The organism is Microcoleus sp. PH2017_28_MFU_U_A (assembly GCF_020738035.1).
Taxonomy (GTDB): Bacteria; Cyanobacteriota; Cyanobacteriia; order Cyanobacteriales; family Microcoleaceae; genus Microcoleus.
Genome location: NZ_JAEQCX010000026.1, coordinates 164272 through 181979, shown reverse-complemented (window position 1 = coordinate 181979; position 17708 = coordinate 164272). Strand labels below are relative to the sequence as shown.

Sequence of the window (17708 nt, the reverse complement as noted above, 5' to 3'; positions counted from 1 at the left end):
AGAGGATAATCCACATTTATTCACTGCTTTTTACGTGATGTTCAACATAAGACCGCAGCACAGCATTCATTAAAGATTGATAACCTTTCCCTTGACTTTTAAACCAATCTAATACATCGCGATCGACTCTTAAAGAAATAGCTTGTTTTGTTAGCGGTTTTACCAGTTTAGCTGTTTCCCAAAAACTCGCATCTAACTCAGAAATATCAGAGGTATCGATCGCAGATTCTGGAATATTTTCTAATTCTTCAAGTCGTTTGGGCGAGATAGTCATATTCAAATGTCAGCATACTGTATATACAAAACGTATCTACTCATAGGATAGCATAAAGGGCGATCGCCTGTGATGCTATTTCAAGTACGCAAACATCGATCGACCTTTCGGTTGTGGAATAGGGCGACCCAGTGCGTTAGCCGTTTCTATCCACTCCTGCATAATAATCTCTAGATTCTGCACTGCTTCTTGATAATTTTCCCCATCAGCAGCACATCCCGGCAATTCAGGTACTTCTGCAATAAATGTCTGGTCTTCCTCACTCCAGTAGATGATGACTTCGTACTTCATTAGGGGATTTTACCTCACTCAAAAAGGTCGATCGGGTTTCTGTTAATTATTTCTCGTTGTTTTGTGCTAATAGCTGCCATATTTTAAGTCACAATTACAAAATAATTTCGAGTAATGCTTTGGCTAAATGGTAAACCACAGGAATTGATACAGCATTACCCAATTGATGTTTTGCTGTAGTTTCATTTTCAGAAATTTTGAACCATTCGGGAAATCCTTGCAATTTTGCGTAATCCTGTGCAGTTAGAGGTTGAAAGTTTTTCTTTTCATAAATTTCCCTAATAAATGTTTCTTTATATGCTACTGGTTCTTGACATTGAATCGAGATTGTTGCCACAAAGTCTCTAGTTCCAGTTGCGGTTAAAGTTGCGATCGCCTCTGCATGAGGTAAGAAAATTTTAGAAATGCCGTTAATCCCTGAAGATATTTTAGAATTCACAAAATCATAGCCTTTCTCATCTACACTCCGCAAAATTTCCTTGTCAACTAAGTTGTCAATTTCTGTTTGTTTCAACTCAGGAATTAGTCTTGCTAACACTTTGAATCCCAAAGGATTACCGTCCTTTTCTCCATAAATATTTTTTCTCCTATTTTTCATAATCGTTTGACAAATTAATTTTTCCCTGATAGTTGTTTCGATTAAATCCCAAGAATGGATGGTAGTATGTCCATCTCTAATATCAGTAAATAAGAAAAAGTCATTTAATTCATCTAGCTTTTGAAATCTGCCTCTGGAACCCGGTATTTTGCCATCAAATAAAACGGTTGGTGAAAATTTTTGCTTCCTAAAATTGCTACGCTGAATCCCCGGTATCACATCATAAAGCTTGATCGCGCGATCGATTGGTTTAGGAAATGTAAATCCCCAGCCTCTTTCTAGATCATTCCTAATGCCAACTATAAACATTCTATCTCTATCTTGCGGTAATCCAAAATCATAGGAATTTAGCACTTCGTATTTGACAATATAACCAGATGATGTTAAATTATTAATTATATATTTCAAGCTTTCTATATTTCTTGGTTCGGTCAAGCCTTTGACATTTTCAAATATAAAAGCTTTGGGACGATTAGCTTTTACTACTCTAAATACATCTGTCCATAACTTGCCTCTTGGGTCGTCCAAACCTTGCATTTTACCTGCAATCGACCAAGGTTGACAAGGAACACCACCGACTAATATATCTATCGGAAAAGGCAATTGATTTAGATTGGTAATATCCCCTAAATATACTTCATCTGAATTGGCATCTTTAATAAAATTATCTCGATAAACTTGAATGGCTTTTTTGTCAATTTCTGAATAGCCTAAGCATTTACAGCCTAATTCTTCGAGAGGAATTCTGAAGCCACCAATCCCAGCAAATAAGTCTACGAACGTTAATTGCGATCGGGCAGTTTTAAGAGAATTTGGATTGAATAGATCGAATAATTCAAGTTGTTGAGCATACATAGTTGGATTCATTTTGTTATGACTGAATTTAGGCATAATATTGTGGATTTGGGCAGGCCCGAAAGCCTGCCCCATACTATCCTATTCTACCCCCTCAATCCGGTCTTCCACCTCCTGATAAAGTTCACGCAACCTGTCCAAATTACTCTCCGAAGTCTCCCAATAACCCCGGCCATTCACCTCCAGCAAAGTGCTGACAATCTTGCGGAAAGAATGAGGATTCAGATTCAGCAAACGCTTCTGCATCTCCTCATCTTGGATAAACGTACCGTTCACATCCTCATACACCCAATTATCCACCGCGCCCGCAGTCGCACTCCATCCAGTCGTATTCACCAGACGCTTAGAAATCTCCCGCACGCCTTCATAACCGTGCGATAACATCCCTTCGTACCACTTCGGATTCAGCAGCTTAGTCCGCGAATCTAAACGCACGGTTTCTGATAGCGTCCGTACCTGCGCGTTCGCTGTGGTGGTATCAGCAACAAAGGATGTTGGTTTCTTGCCATCTGCGCGCAAACTGCCGATCAATTTAGTTGGATCGGAGTCGAAATAGTGCGATACGTCGGTTAGCGAAATCTCGGCAGAATCTAAGTTCTGGAAGGTGACTTCCGCAGTTTTTAAGGATGATTCAAAAATCTGCCTGTCTTGTTCCATTGTTCCTGGGTTGTCGGAAGAAAAGGCGAAGGATTTGCGAGTTAGGTACATTTCCTGCAACTCAGCTTCGCTTTCCCAGGTGCTGTTTTCTACGGCTAAGTTGACGTTAGATGAATAGGAACCAGAAGCATTGGAAAAGACGCGGGTTGCTGCTTGTCGCAGGTTGATTCCCATTTCTTCGGCTTGCTTCAAGGCGTGTTTGCGGACGAAGTTCATTTCTAAGGGTTCGTCGGCTTCCGCTGCCATTTTCACGGCTTTATCTAACAAATTCATTTGGTTGATGAACAAGTCGCGGAAGACGCCGGAACAGTTAATTACTACGTCGATTCGAGGCCGTCCCAACTCTTCTAAAGACAGCAATTCCAGTTTGTTTACCCGGCCTAAAGCGTCGGGTACTGGCTTCACTCCCACCATCCACATTACTTGGGCGAGGGATTCGCCGTAAGTCTTGATGTTGTCGGTTCCCCAGAGCACAACGGCGATGGTTTCGGGATAGTTGCCGTCGTTATCAGTGCGCTGTCTTTCTAATAGCCGATCGACTACAACCTTAGCAGACTTAATCGCCCCAGTCGTGGGGATTGACTGCGGGTCCAAAGCGTGCATATTCTTGCCAGTCGGCAAAACATCCGGGTTGCGAATCGGATCGCCGCCTGGGCCGGGGATAATGTATTCGCCCTCTAGCGCGCGCAACAGTGCGCCTAATTCGTTGTCGGCGCAAACTTGCTGCAAGCAGAATTCGAGATACTCAAACAGCGGTTTAATCAGGTCTACATCGACTTTTTTGTAACCCGCTGCGTGCAAGGATTCAATCCAAGGTGTTTTCTTGCCCATGTTGAAGAAATTCAACTTGGAAACCAGGGAAACTCGACCCTCAGCATCGGTTTGTTCTTTCACTAAAGCGGTGACGGCATCGCGACAGGCTAAGGTGATGTTTTGTAGCAATTCAACATCTGCTAAAATGCCTTTGTCGTTGTTCGTGTAGATGTCGTCAATATTCCGATCGCAACTTAGAGCAATAATCCGCGACAAACTGACTAATCCGTCTTCTTCGCGGTCTAAATTGGCAATGTTGACGAGAGTTGCGATCGCCTCTTCCGCAGTCGGTGGCTTCCCAACAACGTGCAAACCACAAGGTAACAACCGCGATTCAATCTCCATCAACTTGCGGTAAACCAAGCCAACTAAATTGTCCCGATCCTCCGCAGTCATGCCCGCAGCAACGCCTCTTTCCTGTTCCGGAGGTAAGGTGATATCCTTGTCCAAATTGACCAAACGGCATTTTTCGACGATCGCATCCACGATCGGCACACCCCGGCCCGTATCCTTCAAAGTTTGATAGGAAGCAATCAACTCGCTGAGTTCCTGCAAACCTTTGTACAAACCAGCATTTTCTGCCGGAGGAGTCAGATAGCTGATGGTTTCAGCATAACTGCGGCGCTTAGCAATTGTTGCCTCGCTGGGATTGTTGGCGGCGTAATAATAAAGGTTAGGAATCTTGCCGATCAAACTGTCGGGATAACAATCGATAGACATTCCCATCTGCTTACCAGGCATGAATTCTAGGGAACCGTGAGTGCCAAAGTGCAGCACCGCATCCGCACCCCAAATGCGCTCTAAATAAGTGTAGTAAGCAGCAAAACCGTGGTGCGGACTTGCAGAACGAGAGAATAACAACCGCATCGGATCGCCTTCATATCCAAAGGTAGGTTGCACTCCGATAAATACGTTGCCGAAATGTTTGCCGAAAATCAGCAAATTTTGTCCGTCGCTGTTCAAATGCCCAGGAGGCGGGCCCCAATTTTCTTGCAAACGTTCCGAATAAGGAGTGAATTCTTCGTATTCAGCTACGGACATCCGGTAAGCAATATTTAATTCCGGACTTTGGTATTGGGCTGTTGCGTCGTGGATGACTTCTTGCATCAGTTTTTCGGCGGAATCCGGCAGTTCTGGCAAGTCGTAACCGTTACCTTTTAGGGCTTTCAATACTTCGTAAATTGAGCCGAAAACGTCCAAGTAAGCGGCAGTTCCCACGTTGCCTTTGTCGGGCGGAAAACTGAAGACTGTGATCGCAACTTTTTTATCTAATTTTGGTTTGCGCCGCAGCATTGCCCATTTCATGGCGCGCTGGGAAATTGCCTCAATTCGATCTTGTAGCGCGATCGCCTTTCCAGTTGCGCCATCTCTACCCGACAAAATAATTGGTTCGATCGCACCATCCAACTCAGGAATCGCCACTTGCAAAGCAACTTGAATCGGGTGCAAGCCCAAATCGCTATTTTCCCACTCTTCCGTCGTTTGGAAAACCAGCGGCAAAGCCACCATATAAGGGCAGTTGAGCTTTTTCAAAGTCTCGATCGCCTTTGGGTGATCTTGTTTCGCCGGGCCGCCAACCAACGCAAAACCAGTCAGAGAAACTACCGCATCTACGATCGGCAGCGGTGCCACACCTTTGGGCCCAACTTCCAAGAAAAAGCTTTCAACCGGTTTCGAGAAGTCCAAACCGCCTGCAAAAATCGGTAACACCCGCGCCCCCATTGCCTCCAATTCCTGCACAATTGCTACGTAGTGTGCGTCATCTCCAGTAACTAAGTGAGTGCGCTGCAACACTAAACCAATGCAAAGTGCGAGGGGATCTTTGAGATCTGCGGAAATATCTTTGCGGGCATTATACCAGTTCAGATATCCTTTGACATCCTCAAACATGGACGGTGCTAAAGGATGCCAAATCCCCATGTCGGGGTAGACAACAGGTTCTTGAAAAGTTAACTGTTCCTGGCCTTTGAATACATATTTATGTGACAGCATCAGCAAGAAGTTTTCCAAGTTTTCTTGGGAACCGCCCAGCCAATACTGGAAACTCAGCATGAAGTTGCGGGCATCTTGGGCTTTGTCGATCGGCAAATATTTCAGCACTTTCGGCAAAGTTTGCAGCAGTTTCAGCATTCCGTCTTGGAAGGAACTACCGGATTTTTCCTTCCGTTTTTTCATGAATTCGCCGATCGCGCTTTTGCTTTGTCCCAACTGCGCCATCGAGAAACTGCCCATTTTATTGAGTCGCATCACCCCAGGCATCGACGGGAAGACGACGGCGACATCCAAGCTGTCGCGCAGCGGTTCCACAGCCGCTACCACTTTTTCGGCCAAATCTTCGATAAAAATTAGAGAAGCAATAAATACATTGGCATCAGCCACATCCCGCTTGAAGGCCTCGTAATTTTCCGGGCTGCGGAGTTCTTCGATCAGATAGCCGCTGATTTCTATTGCCAGATTCGGATTTTTGTTATTTATCGCTCGAACCGCTGCGGAGAGGGCGCTTTGATACTGCGGTTCTAGTACGACATAGACCACCTTCATGAGCGATCGCCCCTGCAAGTTTTCCGGCACGACGTGGCGAATGGTGGGCTTGACGTGAGTGAACATCCGGTTAGGCTCCTTTAAGATGCTGTTTTCGGCAATCGGGAATTTTTTTGTCCCCTAAGCATTTTTACCAGAAAACGCTTGCCATTAGGCGATTCGATCCTGCTAATTACACAATTCGACAAATTTATTGCAATTTTTAGTTACATTATTTTACAAATTCCTTGAGCAAATGCTCCAAATTATCTTTACAAAAATTTACTTGACATATCTTATAAAATATGTTTAAAGCAAGCTATCATAAAAAAATCCCCAAAAATCAACAAACCTTTGAGAAAAAAAATCCCGAAACAAGCTCGAACTTTTGTATAACAGATCATACTTGCGATAGAGCAGTTAATTGAGGGGGAAAAGGCATAATCTATGAAGATAGAATAAAAAATTCTAGTAATTTGTATGTCACAAAACTCAATATTTGCCTAGGAACTTAAAACCATTTTATAACTTCTGAATTCTATACAGTATATGCCAGGTTTATGAAGTGCAGTAGGGACAAGGCAATGCCGTGTCCCTACCGGAATTTCTCGATCCGAGGCGTACTTCATAAACCTGGAATCTGCTGTAAGTTCCCGATCCGCGATCGAGTCAATGAAAAGCTAATTGGTATTCACAATCAAGCTCATCAAAACCATAGGTATAAAACATGGCTAACTACGCAATTTTCGACGAAAAATACTACCTCGCCCAATATCCTTGGGTCAAACCGGCCATTGATGCCGGAGTAATCGCATCTGGCAAAGAACACTTTGAAAAATTTGGTAGAGCAGGTGGCTTAACTAAAGTATCGCGTTATTTTGACGAAGCTACTTACCTTGCAGGCAACCCAGATCTCGCACCCTTTGTCAAAACTGTCAACCCAAACGCGCCTTTTGCCACCGGCCTCGATCACTTTATTCAGTTCGGTTACGATGAAGGACAGCGCCGCACTAAAGTATCGCCTGAGTACAACGAAGATTTTTATTTGGCAAATAACTCAGAATTGCGATCGTTTATCGGGGCTAATGCACCTTTCAAATCAGGATACCAGCATTTCATTCAATTCGGGGCCAAAGAAGGCCGTTTTGGGACTTCGTTTTTTGAACCGGAATACTTAAGGAAAAATCCCGATATCGTGCCGTTTGTCAACTCTGGAAACTTGAAAACTGGTCGGGAACACTACTTCAATTTCGGGAAAAACGAGCCAAGCCGCGACGCAACTTTTGTTGGCAGCCGTAGCAACGACATTATCACAGGCGTTGGCGTGGGGAATACCGAACTTGTGGGAGTAGAAGTAGGTATCGATCGCAACGGAAACCGGCAGTATGAAAGCTTTGGAACTAATGAATTCGATGTCCTAATTGGCAGCCCGGGAGTTGATACATTCGTCCTCGGAGTTCCTGCATCAGCCGGGAATCCCTCCGCCGCAGCGCTGTATACAGGTAACGGTCAAGCTACGATTCGCAACTTCGACATAGAAAATGATTTGATCCAACTGCAAGGAAATTCTTTAAGCGGTTACAGCCTGACTCCTGTTGGTGGCAATTTGTCAATCCAGCGTTTTGGAGATGTACTCGGCGTGATTGAAGGAGGTGCAAACTTGAATTTGAGTTTCATCCAATCTAATGGTAACGGTACTTTCGCGATCGGTTAGTCATTGGTCATTAATCATTAGTCATTAGTCATTAGTCATTGGTCATTAGTTGATACTGATGATTGATGGCTTTTGAGTTTTCTTGCGATCGCCCTTTTGTGTCTACCAGCAAAAAAAATGCTGCTAGATAATACTTAACTTGACATAATGAGCTAGTAGAGTTAGTAATAGTGGGTTGATTTTAACAAACAAATCTGTAGACTAAAAATCAGGTAAATGGCATGACAAACTATGACATCTTCGACGAACAATACTACCTTTCACAGTATCCGTGGCTGAAACCAGCACTTGATGCAGGAATCATCAAATCTGGCAGAGAACACTTTGAAAAATTTGGTCAAGCTGGTGGCCTCACCGCAGTATCGCGTTACTTTGACGAACAAACCTATCTAGCTCAAAATCCAGATATTGTTCCCTCAATCCGCAACTCAAGCAATCCAAACGCGCCTTTTGCTTCTGGTTTAGACCACTTTATCCAGTTTGGTTACGAAGAAGGTCGCACGCGAGTATCGCCTGACTACGACGAAGCATTTTATGTAGCAAATAATCGAGATTTGTTACCGTTTATTCAAAATGGAACCTTTAAAAATGGTTACCAGCATTTCATTAAATTCGGAATCAAAGATGGTCTGTTTGCGACTTCTTTCTCTGAACCGGATTATTTCACTGGCGATATCAGGTCACTTGTCAATTCAGGAGTGTTTAAAACTGGCAGAGAACACTATCTGAAATTAGGACAATTTGATCCTAATCGTACTGCGACTTTTGTCGGAACTTCTGGTAATGATATTGTTACTGGTTTCGGGGCGGGGAATACCAGACTCATTGGAGTTGAAGTAGGTAGAAGTGTCCCTAATGTTCTCACAAGTGGGATCTTCACGGTTTATGAAAGTAAGGGCGACAATGAATTTGATACTCTGATTGGTGGTACAGGTCAGGATGAATTCCTATTGGGTACGACTACGCCAATGGGTATTAGATCTGCATTGGTCAACATTGAGGTTTTCTACAATGGGCCTGGTTTTGCTACAATTCAGAACTTTACACAAGGTCAGGACAGTATCCGGCTGGGAGGATATTTAGATTGGTACATTCTGTCTCCTATCAACAATAATCTAGATTTACAAATTCAAACAAAATTCTCAGATAGCTCATCTGGTGCGATAGTATTGGACACGATCGCCGTAATTAAAGGTGGCGGCAATTTGAACTTGAATCGATTGCCAGAATCATTAAATAGTTTTTCATACTTTTTATTAGGCTAAAAATCCAGAAGCGATTAATGAGTGGGTGTTGAATTTGATGGGTGGAATCGCCCATTGAAACAAAATGGCGATCGCGCTTTGCTATTCCGGCAACTCGCCAAAGCGATCGCGATATTGAGCCACCAATTCTTCAGCCGTCAAATACCTAGTACCTCGTTCGTCAAACCAGTACAAAACCTCCAACTGTCGTTCCCCATCGCTGTACCGACCTCGACCAATTCCTAAACCCACTTCCGGCATCCAAAAAGGTTCACCAATTTGCTGTTCGTACTCGCCATTTACCAAACGATAAACTTCAAACGGTTGCTGTTGGTCTCGCCGCCAGTAGTAGGGATTGTAAATCACGTAGTATAGCACGCCCAACCGCGCATAAATCTCAATTTTTTTATCGTATTCACCGCCGTAAGTTTGAGAAACAATCTCTAGGGCAAAAATCGGGGGAATATTATTTTCTTCCCACAGGACGTAACTGAGGCGCAAAGTATCGCCTTTGAATCTTTCGACACCCAGACTTAGAAAGCCGTCAGGAACGATTGGAACTAGATGACTTACTCCCGTCGTGTGATAAACTCCCATATCCACCGCAAAAAACCAGTCATTCCGCTCGCGCCAGTGAAATTTGAGCAAGAATAACAGTAAGTTGGGAAGAAAGTTTTGATTTTCGTTATCCACTGGAGTATCATCCGAAGAAGGGAGTTCGGCGCTAGTTGGCAAACGCATTTCTCGATCGAATAGTACCATGATATAAAAATGGCAAATTTATTAATTAATTATATCATCCAGAAACCGGGTTTATTTGATAAACCCGGTTGCTAAGTTGTTAATGGCGATCGCGCGCCAGCTTCAAAACCTCAACCACATCTTGGTGCTTTTCCGAAGATGCCCAGATTAACGCAGTCCAAGTATTATTATCCTTGGCTTTGAGATCGGAACCTCGATCGATCAAAACCTGCACAACATCAGCGCGCCCGCTACCCGCTGCACTCATCAAAGCCGTCAAACCAAAAGCAGTTTTAGCATTCACATCCGCCCCCGCATCCAGCAAAAGCTGTACAATCTCGGTATGTCCGGCAGCAGCGGCACTCATTAACGCCGTCCAACCGTCATTATCGTGAGTCTTAGCATCCGCACCTGCTGCGAGCAATTTTTTGACAATATCAGCATTGCCAACCTCAGCCGCAGCCGTCAAAGCCGTCGCGCCTTCGTCATCTTTGGCGTTGATATCTGCACGTTGTTCGATCGCACATTCCACAGCCGCCACATCACCCATCTTGACGGCATCCATTAAATCTGTCATAAATTCTCCCTTGTATCCTTTTAAATCTTAAATCCTATGACAGTCGATATTTTAATCCTCTCCAACGGGCCCGGAGAATTAGCAACATGGGTGCGTCCCGCCGTGCAAGCATTGCGCCAGCAATTGGCAAACAAGGGCACAGAAGCGCGAATCTCGGTGGTGCTGTCCCCCTGTCCGCACGCCACGGGAAAAGAAGCAGAAATCGCATTGAGCTACCCAGAAGTGGATAGAGTGCAAGCACCGGAGCATTTTTTTCGATTTTTATTATCGGGCAAAACTGCCCAAAATTGGGATTGGTATGAAACGGGAGTTGTTTTGTTTTTAGGCGGCGACCAATTTTTTACGGTTGTTATTGGCAAAAGGCTAAAATATCGCACTGTTACCTATGCGGAATGGGACGCGCGGTGGTATCGCTGGATTGATAGGTTTGCGGCGATGAAACCGGAAGTTTTGGCTAAAGTTCCGCAAAAATATGCTGATAAATTTACAGTTGTGGGAGATTTGATTGCGGAAGTAGGCGATCGCAAATCGGAGACAAAAGACGGCGTACAACCCCGACGGGAAATAGAGTTAATTGGATTGTTACCGGGTTCTAAGGCGGCAAAATTAGCTTTAGGTGTACCGTTGTGTTTGGCGATCGCGCAATCGATCCATCGAGTCCGCCCTGAAACGCGCTTTGTAATTCCGGTTGCTCCGAGCTTAGATGTGCAAACTCTAGCACGTTTTGCCGACGCCGAACACAATCCCTGCTTGCATTTATTTGCCAACGCTAGCGCGGAACTTCATTTAACAGAATCGCCGTTTTTGCAGACAGCAACTGGCTTGAAAATAGAACTTTGGACGCAAACTCCTGCCTACGATTTGCTATCACAATGCAGCCTGTGTTTGACTACTGTGGGGGCGAATACTGCGGAATTGGGTTCGTTAGCTGTACCGATGATTGTGTTGATTCCGACGCAGCAGTTGGATGCGATGAAGGCTTGGGATGGTTTGCCGGGATTGTTGGCAAATTTGCCGTTAGTCGGTTCTGTTTTTGCGACGGGGATTAATTGGCTGATTCTGCAATTGGGGAGGGGAAAGCTTTATGCTTGGCCGAATATCTGGGCGGGCGAGGAGATTGTGCCGGAGTTGATCGGGCGGCTGGAGGCGGATGTTGTGGCGGATCTGGCGATCGACTATTTGAGCCATCCTGATAAATTAGCACGGATTGGCGATCGACTCCGCAGCGTGCGCGGCGAGTCTGGGGCGGCGCGGAAAATCGCTGAATTGGTTTGTGAAGAAGTCGATTTGTGCGATCGTTAATTGTGGTAGGGGCCCTTTCACCAACAATATCTAACGCCAACCAACAATTTACATAAACCCGCCCCCACCCCACAGAAAATATCAACCTGCATTATCTTAGCAATTTTCCTGATTTTCCCAAATATCGTAGGGGTGGGTTAACCAACAATATCGAACACCAACCAACAATGTAAATANATCCCTGCGCTGCTGACAGATATTGTTTGTGAACCCGCCCTTACAGGTCTTTTTGATATCAACCTAGCCCCGATCGTGCTTGGCAATTACCCAAATAGCCTGAACAACGCCGGGAATAAATCCCAAAAATGTCAGAACCAGGTTGATCCAAAAATCACCTCCAATCCCGACAGTCAAAAATACGCCCAGCGGGGGAATAAAAGTCGATTTTTGCGATCGTTAATTGTTGTAGGGGCTCTTTCACCAACAATATCGAACACCAACCAACAACTTACATAAACCCACCCCCACCCCACAGATAATATCAACCTGCATTATCTTAGCAATTTTCCTGATTTTCCCAAATATCGTAGGGGTGGGTTAACCAACAATATCGAACACCAACCAATCCCTGCGCTGCTGACAGATATTGTTTGTGAACCCGCCCTTACAGGTCTTTTTGATATCAACCTAGCCCCGATCGTGCTTGGCAATTACCCAAATAGCGTGAACAACGCCGGGAATAAATCCCAAAAATGTCAGAACCAGGTTGATCCAAAAATCACCTCCAATTCCGACGGTCAAAAATACGCCCAGCGGGGGAATAAAAATTGCAGCGACTATGCGGATTAAACTGCCCATGTGAGTTACTCCAAACGACTTTTCTCTTTCAATTTAACTTCACTGACCGACAGACCCTTTCCCGAAAAATTTAGGCGGTGCTGCGATCGTGTAAACTTCGGTTTCCTCGGCGATTACTTTTCGTAAGTGACCGGGAACTTGCATCAGTCCCAACAGTGTAATCCCGTCTAACATCCGCAACCCACCAATTGTTTTGTCGGCGAGCAATTTGTCGGTAACTTCAGGTTCTGGCCGCGTGTTTATTTCTTGGCTGGAAGCTACCGCAAAACCCCAAGGAGCTCCGTAGGTAGAAATAAAGCTGGTGCAGGATTGAACGTTGGGGAAAACCGATTTCAGGGTGTTGACAATGCGGGCGTGCATTTTCATTTCTGCTGGAGAAACTGGGCCCGCTTGCACTACGAAATACCCGTTAGGTGACAGTATTTTGCGGACTTTCTCAAAATACTCCTTGGTAAACAACTGGAAAGATGGCCCTTCTTCAATGGGATCGGATAAGTCGGAAATCACAATATCCCAATCGTTATCTGTGTTGTCTAAATAGTCCAAAGCGTCGCCGATTACTACTTCGGAACGGGGGTCGTCAAAGGCGTTTTGGTGCATTTCTGGCAGGTGTTCGCGGCAAGCTTCTACTACTTCGCCGTCAATATCTACCATCACTACTTTTTCAACACTTTTCCAGCGCAACACTTCTCTAATTGTAGCTCCTTCGCCACCGCCGAGAACTAGCACTTTTTTGGGCGAACCGTGAGCAATCATGGCTGGGTGCACGAGGGGTTCGTGGTACAGAAACTCGTCGCCTGTACAAGATTGCCATTTGCCGTCCAAAACTAAGCCTTTACCGTAGGTGCCGGTTTGAACTACGTACATTTCCTGGTAGGCAGTTTTTTTGTAAGCGAGCACGCCGATGATGCCGTGAACGTAAATATCCCAAGGGGTAATGTACTCGCTCATCCAAAAGTCTGCACGGACTTCGCTACCTGACATTCAATACTCTCCCAATGTGAACTGCTGTGTCGATTTTCTCGCAAGTATTAATTCCTACCATAAAATGGCGCTGGTGTGTAAGTGCGATCGACACATGGGAGTTATAGCCTTTCCATCTCCCATATGAGGTACTCATGGGCATTGGGCAAACAGGGCATTGGGCAAACAGGGCATTGGGCAAACAGGGCATTGGGCAAACAGGGCATTGGGATACCTCAACTTGCATATCCACAATCTCACCGCGACGCACCTGACAAACTCTCTGCGGTGTAAATAATCATCAGTTTCAGTCTTTCCCAACACTTCTTCGATCGCAAAACTCGATCGCAATGCTATTCATACCATTTATAACAAATCGTGCTACAAAACAATTGTTGGGCTTGCTCTACCCGATGGGTAAGGTGCGTCGCTATCAGATTTGCAATTCAATGCCAGTAATTTATCGCAAGCGACACATCCTACGAATACTTTTATCGCAAAACTTTATAAAACTGGTGTTAATACTTGTACCCACGCAGGTTGGCTACAAAGTTGTTGGTCACAGGTTATTTGTTGCAGGGCAATTATTCACTTTCAAGTCGCTGCTAGAAGTTGGCGATCGGTGTTTATATTGAATATATTGGTCAATATTGGCGATCGCACCACCTGAACTTAAGTGCTGACCAACAAGTATAATTTACTAATCAATAAGCAGGAGCTTACCTAAGTATATGCTGAAAAATCTTCTGATGTTTGACCTCAAGTTTTGGAAAAAAGTGAGCCGGAAACTAAAAAGCTTTATGCTTGGCATTGCGACAGTCACCCTGTGTACAGTGATATTAGCTAGTTGCACTAAAGCAGAAGCCCCTTTGCGAGTCGGTGCCAATGTTTGGCCTGGCTATGAAACTCTGTACTTGGCTCGCAGTTTAGGGTACTATGACAATACTCCTATTCGATTAGTAGATTACCCTTCAGGTACAGAAGAGGTACGAGCCTATCGAAATGGAGAAATTGAAGCAGCGGGCATATCCATCGACCAAGCTTTGGTATTGGCAGCAACCAATCCCGACGTAAAGATTGTAGTTGTAATGGATTTTTCTAACGGTGGGGATGTGATTCTCGGCAAACCAGAGATTCCAAATTTGCAAGGCTTAAAAAACCGACCAGTAGGCGTCGAATCTACTGCACTAGGAGCATTCATAATTACCCGTGCCTTAGAACAAAAAGGTATGTCACCTAAAGATATCAAAATTGTTTCTTTAGGAGTATCGGAACATGAACGAGCTTTTAAAGATGGAAAGGTAGATGCTGTTGTTACCTTTGGATATGCTCGGACAAAGCTGCTAGCAGTAGGCGCAAAACAACTGTTTGATAGTTCGCAAATCCCCGGTGAAATTGTCGATGTTCTGATAGTACGCGACGATGTAATTAACAAGCAGCCCAAGGCTTTGCAGGCTTTAGTTGACGGTCGGTTTCGCGCCCTAGATTACTTGACAAAAAATCCCCAGGATGCTGCTAGTCGCATAGCTCCCCGTACAGGAGTGACTCCAGAACAATTCTTAGAATCTTTAAAAGGGCTGAGCAGTCCAAGCCTCCAAGAAAATCAAAAGTTACTAGGGAAAACAGATCCGTCATTGCTGAATGGCGTCAAGCGATTGTCTCAAGTGATGCTAGAAAACAAGTTGCTGCCAAAAGCTGTAAATCCTGCTCCTTTGTTGGACGACAAATTGGTCAAAAAAGTGAAATATTGATCGATTATAATTCTAGTTAGTCGGGAACAAATATGAGTTTTAAGTGACTATTGATTTGCATATTTTGGGTTGAAATTAGCAACAACAATCTAGGAACTCAAATTTATATCATTTCTAACTATGAAACAATTCCCTTTTTCTCTACGTTTATCAATTCCTTTAATCCTGTTGACTTTCGGCAGTTTGCTGGGTTTATTTTCTTTTGAACGAGAGGTACATCAGTCGTATCGGCGGCAAGAAGAAAAAGGAATTAACGATTTAAAGTTTTCTGCAAATCAAATCTCAGGAATGCTGGAATATTTGTACCGCAGAGGAGATGTTGAGCAAGTGGAAATCGCAATTAGCAAGTTGGGTAGCGAGCGAAATATCCGCTTAGCGTTGCTTTGTGATGAAAATAACCGAGTAATTTTGGCAACCCGTTACGAATTGCGGAATCACCCGATCGCCGAAATCTCGTTACCTAACTATTTGCCAGAAGAATTTTTCAAAGTTCGGGAAAAGATGTCAGGAGAAGTCAAGCTTGCTCAAAATAAAGAGAGTACCTGGGCAATTTATCCGGTTTTGTTGGGGGCCCAGCCGGGAGAAGTTCGCCCTTCGAGAGTCGGCATTCTTTTGGTAGAGTATGATATTTTGTTATTCAAGCAGCAATCTTATGCAGATACTTTGCAGCGATCGGCCGAAACGAGTATTGGGTTAGCTGTATTTTGCATAATTGTCTGGTTGTTTTTCGATCGAACCTTGACAGGGCGGGCTGCGAGGCTGGTAGCAGCGAGCAATAGCTTCAGCCAAGGAAAATTGGACGCGCGCGCGCAACTGGGAGGATCTGATGAACTTGCTCAGATTGCGGCCGCTTTTAACCAAATGGGCGATCGCATTCAGTCTGATACGGAGGTGCTCCAAGACAGTGAGAAACGTTTCAGAAGCTTGGTTTCCAATCTCCCGGGTGCGGTTTATCGATGGGTATTCGATGCCGACTGGACGATCGAGTTTATCAGTGATGCGATCGCAGATATTTCGGGCTACTCCGCCACCGATTTTATTGACAATCGAGTGCGAAGTTTTAACAGTATCATCCATGCTGAAGATGCAGCAATGGTACAGAAGATTATCGATAAAAGAATCTTGAAAAAACGGGATTATATCATCGAGTACCGCATTATTAGAGCGGATAAGACTGTGAGATGGGTGTCAGACAAAGGTCAAGGCATATTTAATGAAAACGGCGATCTTCTCTGGCTTGACGGAGTAATCTTTGACATCACCAAGCGCAAGCACGCTGAGGCAGAAATGCGTCAAATTTTAGAACTTAAGGATAAACTTGCGGCTACTGCTACTGCTCAATCTAAACAACTCAAACAAACTCTGCAAGATTTACAGAAAACCCAGGCTCAACTAATTCAAACAGAAAAAATGTCTTCCCTCGGTCAAATGATCGCTGGTGTAGCCCACGAGATTAATAACCCTGTTAATTTCATTCACGCCAATCTTTCTCACGTTAGTACCTACAGTCACAACCTATTAAGTTTAATCGATTTGTACCAGCAGGAATATCCGAATCCTAAGGCGGAAATTGCAGATTTGATTGAAGATAGCGATCTGGAGTTTGTCGGCGAGGATCTGCCGAAAATATTGTCTTCAATGAAAGTGGGTACTAATCGCATTCGTGAAATTGTACTAAGTTTGCGAAATTTCTCTCGCTTGGATGAATCAGACCTCAAACCAGTGAATATTCATCAAGGACTTGATAGCACGCTTTTGATTTTACAGAGTGCTGTCAAAGCCAAACCCAATTTTAAGGAGATTGAGATTGTCAAAGATTATGGAGATTTGCCACTCATTGAATGTTATGCGGGGCAGCTAAATCAAGTATTTATGAATATTTTGAGTAATTCTATATATGCTTTGCACAATCCCGAAAATCACGATTCCCAAAAACATCAAGCTCACTCTCAAGGTCAGATTATAATTAGTACATTTATTTCAAAAAACAATTTGGTAAAAATCAGTATTAAGGATAATGGGCCGGGAATAGATGACGCAGTGAAAACAAAAATTTTTGACCCTTTCTTTACGACAAAACCAGTGGGTACAGGTACAGGTTTGGGGCTATCAATTAGCTATCAAATTGTGGTGGACAAACACGGCGGGAGGTTGGAGTGCATATCGACAGTGGGAGAAGGGACTGAATTTGCGATCGAGATTCCGATCGCCAAATCCCGCAGTTAATCTAAGCTGTAGCCTTTCTCAGAAAGATGAGGTACTAATGGGCATGGGGCATAGGGCATAGGGCATAGGGCATAGGGCATAGGGCATAAGAGGGTGCATCTGGCGCAAGGCAAATATATCCGTAGGGGCGAAGCATGACCTCCGTCAATATGGGATTATAACTAATAACTTATATGCGGTCATGCTTCTTCAGGCTTCAAAAACCAGATGCACCCGCATAAGACTAGCGGGCATACCTCACTTTTTTGAGAAAGGCTATATTTTTAGTTGACTAATTTACAGATATCGGCTAATGAAACGGCGCCGCGAGCAAAGTGTGTCAATTTGAGCTGCGAATGTATTATCACTCTGCTGTCTGACTATTAGGATCTATATCCCCTCTAA

General features: G+C 44.3%; 14 protein-coding genes. 5 read left to right on the top strand and 9 right to left on the bottom strand.

Annotation, left to right across the window (positions count from 1 at the left end):
- Window positions 1-16: 16 nt before the first annotated feature.
- From JGK14_RS03235 to JGK14_RS03220, 4 genes are all read right to left on the bottom strand, one after another.
- Complete coding sequence (locus JGK14_RS03235) at window positions 17-274, bottom strand: BrnA antitoxin family protein (RefSeq protein ID WP_293196779.1); 258 nt, start codon at window positions 272-274, stop codon at window positions 17-19.
- A 75-nt stretch (window positions 275-349) separates the two neighbouring features.
- The gene (locus tag JGK14_RS03230; protein ID WP_293206829.1) at window positions 350-565 is read right to left on the bottom strand and encodes a type II toxin-antitoxin system HicB family antitoxin; all 216 of its coding nucleotides are present in this window, start codon (window positions 563-565) and stop codon (window positions 350-352) included.
- A 94-nt stretch (window positions 566-659) separates the two neighbouring features.
- Complete coding sequence (locus tag JGK14_RS03225; RefSeq protein ID WP_325314759.1) at window positions 660-2030, bottom strand: DNA cytosine methyltransferase; 1371 nt, start codon at window positions 2028-2030, stop codon at window positions 660-662.
- 69 nt (window positions 2031-2099) lie between these two features.
- Window positions 2100-6095: a magnesium chelatase subunit H gene (locus JGK14_RS03220; RefSeq protein WP_325314758.1), complete on the bottom strand. Its 3996-nt coding sequence runs from the start codon at window positions 6093-6095 to the stop codon at window positions 2100-2102.
- A gap of 640 nt (window positions 6096-6735) precedes the next feature.
- Between JGK14_RS03220 and JGK14_RS03215 the strand changes: the two genes are divergently transcribed.
- On the top strand, window positions 6736-7722 hold the full coding sequence (locus JGK14_RS03215; RefSeq protein WP_293218042.1) for a calcium-binding protein: 987 nt from the start codon (window positions 6736-6738) through the stop codon (window positions 7720-7722).
- Between the two features lie 221 nt (window positions 7723-7943).
- Entirely contained in the window at window positions 7944-8987 is a 1044-nt protein-coding gene (locus tag JGK14_RS03210; RefSeq protein WP_293206851.1) for a calcium-binding protein, read from the top strand.
- A gap of 81 nt (window positions 8988-9068) precedes the next feature.
- Here JGK14_RS03210 and JGK14_RS03205 read toward each other — a convergent pair whose 3' ends face one another.
- Complete coding sequence (locus JGK14_RS03205) at window positions 9069-9728, bottom strand: Uma2 family endonuclease (RefSeq protein WP_293176658.1); 660 nt, start codon at window positions 9726-9728, stop codon at window positions 9069-9071.
- Between the two features lie 79 nt (window positions 9729-9807).
- Entirely contained in the window at window positions 9808-10284 is a 477-nt protein-coding gene (locus JGK14_RS03200; protein WP_293206856.1) for an ankyrin repeat domain-containing protein, read from the bottom strand.
- Window positions 10285-10320: 36 nt separating this feature from the next.
- Between JGK14_RS03200 and JGK14_RS03195 the strand changes: the two genes are divergently transcribed.
- The gene (locus tag JGK14_RS03195) at window positions 10321-11586 is read left to right on the top strand and encodes a lipid-A-disaccharide synthase (protein ID WP_325314757.1); all 1266 of its coding nucleotides are present in this window, start codon (window positions 10321-10323) and stop codon (window positions 11584-11586) included.
- 240 nt (window positions 11587-11826) lie between these two features.
- Here the strand turns inward: JGK14_RS03195 and JGK14_RS03190 are convergent, their stop codons facing one another.
- The 3 genes from JGK14_RS03190 to JGK14_RS03180 all read right to left on the bottom strand — a co-directional run bounded on the left by JGK14_RS03190 (window position 11827) and on the right by JGK14_RS03180 (window position 13368).
- Entirely contained in the window at window positions 11827-11961 is a 135-nt protein-coding gene (locus tag JGK14_RS03190) for a YqaE/Pmp3 family membrane protein (RefSeq protein ID WP_293242042.1), read from the bottom strand.
- Window positions 11962-12213: 252 nt separating this feature from the next.
- Complete coding sequence (locus JGK14_RS03185) at window positions 12214-12384, bottom strand: YqaE/Pmp3 family membrane protein (protein ID WP_293205156.1); 171 nt, start codon at window positions 12382-12384, stop codon at window positions 12214-12216.
- 39 nt (window positions 12385-12423) lie between these two features.
- Window positions 12424-13368: a fused MFS/spermidine synthase gene (locus JGK14_RS03180; protein WP_293176650.1), complete on the bottom strand. Its 945-nt coding sequence runs from the start codon at window positions 13366-13368 to the stop codon at window positions 12424-12426.
- 710 nt (window positions 13369-14078) lie between these two features.
- Here JGK14_RS03180 and JGK14_RS03175 point away from each other — a divergent pair.
- Together JGK14_RS03175 and JGK14_RS03170 are read left to right on the top strand one after the other, a co-directional pair.
- Entirely contained in the window at window positions 14079-15098 is a 1020-nt protein-coding gene (locus JGK14_RS03175; RefSeq protein WP_293189179.1) for an ABC transporter substrate-binding protein, read from the top strand.
- Window positions 15099-15218: 120 nt separating this feature from the next.
- A complete protein-coding gene (locus JGK14_RS03170; RefSeq protein ID WP_293205155.1) occupies window positions 15219-17324 on the top strand; it encodes an ATP-binding protein in 2106 nt (701 codons plus the stop codon).
- Window positions 17325-17708 lie beyond the last annotated feature (384 nt).

Coding starts and splice junctions, on each gene's coding strand:
- JGK14_RS03235 (WP_293196779.1), bottom strand. CDS start 274: ATGACTATCTCGCCCAAACGACTTGAAGAATTAGAAAATATTCCAGAA.
- JGK14_RS03230 (WP_293206829.1), bottom strand. CDS start 565: ATGAAGTACGAAGTCATCATCTACTGGAGTGAGGAAGACCAGACATTT.
- JGK14_RS03225 (WP_325314759.1), bottom strand. CDS start 2,030: ATGAATCCAACTATGTATGCTCAACAACTTGAATTATTCGATCTATTC.
- JGK14_RS03220 (WP_325314758.1), bottom strand. CDS start 6,095: ATGTTCACTCACGTCAAGCCCACCATTCGCCACGTCGTGCCGGAAAAC.
- JGK14_RS03215 (WP_293218042.1), top strand. CDS start 6,736: ATGGCTAACTACGCAATTTTCGACGAAAAATACTACCTCGCCCAATAT.
- JGK14_RS03210 (WP_293206851.1), top strand. CDS start 7,944: ATGACAAACTATGACATCTTCGACGAACAATACTACCTTTCACAGTAT.
- JGK14_RS03205 (WP_293176658.1), bottom strand. CDS start 9,728: ATGGTACTATTCGATCGAGAAATGCGTTTGCCAACTAGCGCCGAACTC.
- JGK14_RS03200 (WP_293206856.1), bottom strand. CDS start 10,284: ATGACAGATTTAATGGATGCCGTCAAGATGGGTGATGTGGCGGCTGTG.
- JGK14_RS03195 (WP_325314757.1), top strand. CDS start 10,321: ATGACAGTCGATATTTTAATCCTCTCCAACGGGCCCGGAGAATTAGCA.
- JGK14_RS03185 (WP_293205156.1), bottom strand. CDS start 12,384: ATGGGCAGTTTAATCCGCATAGTCGCTGCAATTTTTATTCCCCCGCTG.
- JGK14_RS03180 (WP_293176650.1), bottom strand. CDS start 13,368: ATGTCAGGTAGCGAAGTCCGTGCAGACTTTTGGATGAGCGAGTACATT.
- JGK14_RS03175 (WP_293189179.1), top strand. CDS start 14,079: ATGCTGAAAAATCTTCTGATGTTTGACCTCAAGTTTTGGAAAAAAGTG.
- JGK14_RS03170 (WP_293205155.1), top strand. CDS start 15,219: ATGAAACAATTCCCTTTTTCTCTACGTTTATCAATTCCTTTAATCCTG.